The organism is Cupriavidus sp. 8B, assembly GCF_054589115.1.
The window spans coordinates 1-6,354 of record NZ_BAAILO010000416.1 but is presented as its reverse complement, the minus strand read 5'-3'; the positions used below and the strand labels follow the sequence as shown (position 1 = coordinate 6,354).

7 protein-coding genes are annotated in these 6,354 nt (G+C 63.4%); all 7 read right to left on the bottom strand.

Features of this window, described 5'->3' with window-relative positions; genetic code table 11:
- Positions 1-107: 107 nt before the first annotated feature.
- The 7 genes from ACYP5B_RS39790 to ACYP5B_RS39760 all read right to left on the bottom strand — a co-directional run bounded on the left by ACYP5B_RS39790 (position 108) and on the right by ACYP5B_RS39760 (position 6,283).
- Positions 108-1,658: a hypothetical protein gene (locus ACYP5B_RS39790; RefSeq protein WP_459573302.1), complete on the bottom strand. Its 1,551-nt coding sequence runs from the start codon at positions 1,656-1,658 to the stop codon at positions 108-110.
- A gap of 84 nt (positions 1,659-1,742) precedes the next feature.
- On the bottom strand, positions 1,743-2,123 hold the full coding sequence (locus tag ACYP5B_RS39785; RefSeq protein WP_459573301.1) for a hypothetical protein: 381 nt from the start codon (positions 2,121-2,123) through the stop codon (positions 1,743-1,745).
- A 131-nt stretch (positions 2,124-2,254) separates the two neighbouring features.
- Entirely contained in the window at positions 2,255-3,652 is a 1,398-nt protein-coding gene (ltrA, locus tag ACYP5B_RS39780; RefSeq protein ID WP_459573300.1) for a group II intron reverse transcriptase/maturase, read from the bottom strand.
- A 580-nt stretch (positions 3,653-4,232) separates the two neighbouring features.
- Complete coding sequence (locus ACYP5B_RS39775; RefSeq protein ID WP_035859715.1) at positions 4,233-4,706, bottom strand: hypothetical protein; 474 nt, start codon at positions 4,704-4,706, stop codon at positions 4,233-4,235.
- Between the two features lie 11 nt (positions 4,707-4,717).
- On the bottom strand, positions 4,718-5,098 hold the full coding sequence (locus ACYP5B_RS39770) for a hypothetical protein (protein WP_035859712.1): 381 nt from the start codon (positions 5,096-5,098) through the stop codon (positions 4,718-4,720).
- Positions 5,099-5,286: 188 nt separating this feature from the next.
- Positions 5,287-5,709 (bottom strand): hypothetical protein, encoded by a 423-nt coding sequence (locus tag ACYP5B_RS39765; protein ID WP_459573299.1) that lies wholly within the window; start codon positions 5,707-5,709, stop codon positions 5,287-5,289.
- A 175-nt stretch (positions 5,710-5,884) separates the two neighbouring features.
- The gene (locus tag ACYP5B_RS39760; protein WP_276286080.1) at positions 5,885-6,283 is read right to left on the bottom strand and encodes a hypothetical protein; all 399 of its coding nucleotides are present in this window, start codon (positions 6,281-6,283) and stop codon (positions 5,885-5,887) included.
- Positions 6,284-6,354: the final 71 nt, after the last annotated feature.

The window sequence follows — 6,354 nt, the reverse complement described above, 5'->3', positions numbered from 1 at the left end:
GAGCTTACAGCCAATAACGCGAAGGCAGTACGCCAATAGACGACGAATTTGCTATCGCTTTTGAGAGAAAACTTCCCCGGCGCTCGGCCGGGGGAGAATAAAACGAATCACGCGGCTATCGCTAATGCTGGCTCGTATTCGGCCAGCCGCGCTCGTGCATAGGCTAGGGTGCCATCCTTAGCTCGCAGCTTGCGCGCCAGGCGGCGCTGCGGATCTTCAATGTAATAGACTCGAGCGCTACCGCGCGGATAGTGCTTGATCTGGCGGAAGCCTTCATCAATGCACATGTCCACGTATTCGCGGCCGTTCAGAACCCGCCCTTCCGGCAAGCGCCAACATGCAGCCTCCGCTTGCTCGCGGGCGCTCTCAACATCGCGGGCTTGGCGAAGCGCAGTCTGCGCGGCCGCTGCCTCGATATCCCATTGACGCTGTTCGGCCTCGGAGAAGCCGCACAGTTCAAAGATGCGCCGTCGACGCGTAGCTGCCGGCACGCCGGTCAGCACCACGCCCAGTTCCTCGCGGATGGCCCGCTTGGACAGTGCGTTCTGATCGCTTGGGCTGTCCAGCGCTTCAAGCAGCTGCGCCACGTTGCGCTCCATGACCGCGAGCGCCAAGCGGTTAGGCCACGAATAGCTCGTGGTGTCCCGCTCGACCGTGGCAAGGCGAAGTTCACGCTGAAGCATGCGCTGGGTCAACGCTCCTTTAGCCTGCTCCTCCTGCGCACGCGCAGTCCTCTCCGCATAGCGATGCTGGGCGATGAGGGAATGCAAGCGTGCAGCAAGCGGTGAGACCGGCGCCGCGTTCTCCCCTGTAGGCGGGGCGATGGTCGGCAACGCAGGCGGAGGGACGATCCCGGCCGCGAACAGCGCGTCATCCACAGCGATTCGGGCGCGGTCGGCCGGCAGCGGCTTAACCAGTGCAATCAGGCGGGTGGCGTTGTGCGCAGTGATCGCCAGGTTGTCATGCCGCATGACCCCGCAAAGCGCCTGCAGCTTGTCGGTCGGCAGCGCCCCGCGTAGGGCCGGCACGGCAATTAGATCCTTGAGCCAAAGCAGATCGTACTTGCCAATGTCCGGGCTGTCTCGATAGGCATTGAGGACGCAACCGCGAACTTTCTCGCCTCGTTGCAGTGCGTATGCGACATGGACCTCGTGGCGCGAATTGATGCCGGCGCCGGGTGAGTACTCGGGCCCATTCGTGCCGAAACCGAAGCGAGCACGAAATTGCTGCTCCACATAGCAGGCGGGGTCGACGAATGCTGCATCAGGATCTGCGAACAACGTGCCCTGGTCGCGGCATTCCGGCGCCAGCGCCTCCTCCGGGAAATAGCCAAGACGACCAGCGGCCACTGCTGCTTCCCAGGCGTCGCGGCTGACCTCGAAAGGCCTAAGCACGTTCCCGTCCGGGCGAAGGATGAACCGGTCCACTTCACCGATGATGGTGTCGAGGATCTCGCGCATGGAACCCTTGGGCCGGACAGCAAAGTTGCCCCTTGCCAGCCGGATGATGGGGATGTCGCCGCGGGCGACATGGCGTAGTCGCACGGACTCCACCGGTGTGCGTCGGCGCAGGTCGTCGTTGCAGTTGAAGAAGGCCAGCACACCGGCCAGTGTGGTGCGCGATTCAACCCGCCCCGTGTCAAAGGTAATTACGTACATCAGACTTGCTCCTAAGCACGAAGCAAGCCCCACATGGGGGCGTTGCCCCGTGTGGGTGAGAGAGGAAAACTGGGATGCGTCGATTCAAGCGCCGACTCGGCGGCGGGGCCGTGCCGTGGCCTCCGTTCGCGCGGTTGTGATGGCATCGATCAATTCTTGCGAGACGATCCGCCAGACTGAAGCGAAGCCGTCACTGTAGGGAACGTGGCGAGCCTCGGCGAACAAGCCGGCTTCCAGGAAGCGGGCTGCCAAATCCCGTGGCAGGTTCCAGCCAGCAGAGACGACAAACTCGTCACTGGCCAGCTCGACTTCGGGCAGGTTGGTGGTCAGCGAGCCATACGGCATCCCGTCATCCGCGCACCTGAGGGTGAGCGCGGCGCGATAGTTGGTCGAATACAACTGGACGTTAAGGCGAACACCGGGAGGGTGGCTGGCCAGGCCAGCGCCGTAGATGCGGTCGATCATGGTTGGGGTAACTCCGGAGGTCGTGGAGCCGCCCCGCAGGGACGCGCCCCGCGTGGTAGAATCGAGTAGGGTGAGGGGTCACCCCCTCAGCCCTCTCACACCACCGTACGTGCGGTTCCGCATACGGCGGTTCACGAACGAGACTGCAAGCGCCGCTGGGTATCCAGTAGCGAGATCAGCCCCATGGCGTCGAAGTAGCCCTTCGGGAAGGCCGCGCTCATATGGCGAGCCCCAGCATTCCACCATGGGCCCTGCCCATTGCGGGCCGAGTGCCACGCGCGATCCTCCGTTAAGCCCTGCCGACGCAGCATCACAGTGCGGGTAGCGCGGCTCTTGGCCTGCCGCCATAGCAAGCAGCGCAACCGCCGCCGCACCCACCCGTCCAGCGTCTCCAACACGCCTTTCGCTTCCGTGTACTGGAAGTATCCGATCCACCCGCGCAGCACCGGATTCAGCACTGCTATCGTGTGGGCCAGGCTCCTGCCCCGTCCCCGACGCACCAGTTCCCGCACCCGCTCAGTCAGCCTTTTCAGGCTTTCCGGGGCGATGCGCAGCCGCGCCTGGCGATGGACCGTCAGGCTGTAGCCCAGGAACTTGCGCGCCCATGGCCGCGCACACGCACTCTTGGCCTCGTTGACCCGCAGCTTCAGCCGCTCCGCGAGGAACGCCGTCATGCCAGCCAACAATTGCCGCCCCGCCGTTTGGCTTCTGACATAGATATTGCAGTCGTCAGCGTAACGACAGAACGCGAGGCCCCGCCTCTCCAGCTCCCGGTCCCAATCCGTCAGCAGGATGTTCGACAGCAGCGGCGACAGCGGCCCGCCTTGCGGCGTGCCTTGCCTTCTCGCCTCGACCACCCCGCCACGCATCAGCCCCGCTTCCAGATACCGCCGGATTAGCTTGAGCACCCGGGCGTCCTTCACTTGCCGGGCCACCCGCGACATCAGGATGTCGTGGTTGACCCGGTCGAAGAACTTCTCCAGGTCGATGTCCACCACCCAGCGCCGGCCTTCTCGCACATACCGCTGTGCCTGCAGAACCGCTTGCTGGGCGCTGCGCCCCGGCCTGAAGCCGTAGCTCGACTCGGAGAATCCCGGCTCAAAGATCGGTTGGAGAACTTGCAGCAGCGCCTGCTGGATCAGCCGGTCCACCACCGTCGGGATGCCCAGTGTCCTCACCCCGCCCGCAGGCTTGGGAATGTCCACCGCGCGCACCGCCTGCGGGATGTACTGGCCAGCCAACAACGCCGCCTTGACGCTCGGCCAGTGCACCTTCAGCCAGTCCCGCAACGCCGTCACCGCCAGGGCATCCACCCCGGCAGCACCGCCGTTGCTGACCACCTTCCGGTACGCCAGCCACATGTTGCCCTTCTCGACCACCGCCTCCATCAGCGATGGCGCCTGCGCTTTCGTTTGCCCAACAGCCGCCGTGCCAGCCTCCGCACCCCCATCGGCCCCAGGCAGGTTCCGCCCGCCTTCCTCCGCTGTGGGCTGCACTCGTTCGTGCATTTGGGCTTCGTCGGTTCGCATCGAGGTCCATCGTCCTAATCGCGCTCGTTCATGTTCGGCCCTTCAGTGCCAACCGCACACCTACTATGGCCTCTGCTGACTTCTGCACCGCCATCCCGACGCCTCTCGACGTCAGTAGCACCATGGCAGCGGTGCAGATCTCCCCGGGTATGACGCACCCACCTTCACGCTTATGCCTGTCGGATCTACGCCGCATCGTTCCGTGCAAGTACTGGGCTTTGGCGATTTCGGCCACCTCGCCCCGATACAGCGCCTCATCCGCTTCCTGTTCGTCAGGCCAGCGCTTTGCCTCGGGCTTCCTTCAGACCCCCAGTCGCCCGGGGAACCCTTGCCTCTGGCTAACACTTCCCCTTGCCGGGTGTGTAAGGGACTTGCACCCTCAAGTGAGTGCGCCCTGCCGGGCGCACCGAAAAAAAACGCACCTCTCGAGAGGTGCGTCAGTTTGATGGCCCGGGATTGCCGGGCGAAATAAGACAGTGGCTTGGCGCTCAGTCCTTATGGACGCGACGCCCGTTACGGTCTGCCCACAGCAAGTAGGCAGAAAACAGCAACGCAAGAACCAAAAGAGGAGGACCAAACATCACTTTTCTCCTTTCGAGAGGACTGCTCCTACCGCGAATAATACAACGGCGATGCCGAACAGGCTTGCGCCATTTGCGACAGCGGTCAGGTTCCATCCCGGCCGGCTGGTAAGGTAGCCAGCCAGGCCAAGGATTGCGGCAGCGGAGAGCGTATGAGCGAAGCGACCATACTGCAACCGTTGGTCCTTGGTCGGAGCCGCAACGGCCATCCTGGCTTCGTCCATCCAGCCCCGTTTGGCCGCCTTGGAACGATCCACGTTGTAGACCGCAGGTTCCATGCGCACCAGCGGAAACTGATAGCCGTCTTCCAGCAGCAAAAGGACGTGACGCTCCCCCATCGCAATGGAGGCATCGACGAGGTTGTCCAGGCGCACCGGTAGTGTGACAACGTCGGCGTCTGGCTCATAGTGTACCGAGCACGAGTACTCGTCGCCGCTGGTGGATTTGAGGATGACCTTGGCAATGCGTGTCATGGTCAGTGCCCTCAACCGCGCCGGCCCGCGACCACGCGCAGCGTGGCAACGAGCGAGGCATAGCCTTCGGGCGAGCCGATCGACTGTAGGCAAACCGCATTGTCGCGGCCACCGGTATAGTCGTCGCGGCCGCGGCACGTGCGAAAGCTCATGCGGGCAGCGGATTGCTGCGGCGCGTGGGCAATCTGCAAGTACAGCGTATCGGTATGCAGGGCATAGACATCGGCTTGCTGGCGGCGCTGACGGCGTTCGCGGACGGTGAATTCACGCGGACGCAACCCGAGGTCGTTCGCCAGGCGGCGGATGACACGGGAGGCATCACGTTTGAGGGAGGCGCAGGCTGTGGCATTGCCCGGGGCGTGCGGTTGGGTAAAGGATTTGGGGATCTTCATGGCAGTCTCTGGTGAAACGGGACAGCCATCCCCAGCGGGATGGTGTCCCGCAATGGGTAAGGTCTGGACAGGCCAGACAGGGTTCGATGCGTCGGAGACGCGATCAAAAGCGTTTGCCGAAGCGGTCAAGACGTTTCCGCAAGCGCTCTTGCATGGGGGGCCGGGCGCCCGGATGGCGCCCTACCCCCTCAGACTAGGTCCAGGGCTTCCGAAATCACCCGGGCGATCGAGAACGCCAGGTCACGACCGAATACCTTCGCGCAGAGCAGTTTCCGTACTGCCCAGTGCGGGCCGGAGGCATCCTCAGTGAGATGGATCTGATCGACGTTCACGGTCCAGCCCTCCGACAATCCGCGGAAGACGGAAACAGCAATGCGATCGCGCGCGCCAAGTTCCGGCCACGGCGCGTCCGCACGCAAACCGTGGATGCGCTCGTCGTCGCGATAGCGATTGGTGGCGGTAATCCATTCGGGCTCCAGCTCCATGCCGCGCAGCATGGTGTAAAGCTGGAGTTCGACTTGCTCGACGGTGAGGCCGGTCGTATCGATGCGGGCGACTTTGGGACGTCGCGCAGGAACGGACTGCGGCACTGATAGTGTGGAATGAAGCATAGGGGTCTCCGATATGCGGAGCGCTCCCACTTCGCGGGAGGCGTCCCGCGAATGCGATGGATGGGTCTGGATTTGCCAGACGGTGGCTCGATGGGTCGAAGACGCGATCAAAATGGCCTACCGAACCCTTACTAGGGGTTCAGCATGCCATGGATGGTCCGCCGGCTGACGTGCGTCAGGCCACGTTCAAGGCTTCTGCCAAGACCCTCGCCGTTTCCCAGGCGTGGTCACGGCGCGTAACCTTGGCGATCAGCAACTTGCTCACGCAAGCTTCGAGCGCATCACCACCGCCTGCGAAGTGAATCAGGTCGACGTGGACGCCCCAGCTATCCGACAGGCCACGGACGACAGAGACCGCAATGCGGCCTTTGTCGCAGTCCGGCCAGTTCACGCTGGGCAGCAGCCCGTAGGCCTTCTCGTTGCGATTCTCGCTATAGTTCGCAGCGCACAGCCACTCGGGATCAAGTTGTGCGGCACGGAGCGTTTTGCCCAGTGCTGCAGCCACCTCCTGCACGGTCTTACCGTTCGTAACGATCGGAGCAACAGCCAGGATGGGTTCAACGATGTGTGCCATTTGAATGCCTTAATAGTTGCGCGAGGCAAGCATCCCCCGCAAGCGGGGGCGTGCCCCGCAAGGGAGAAGAG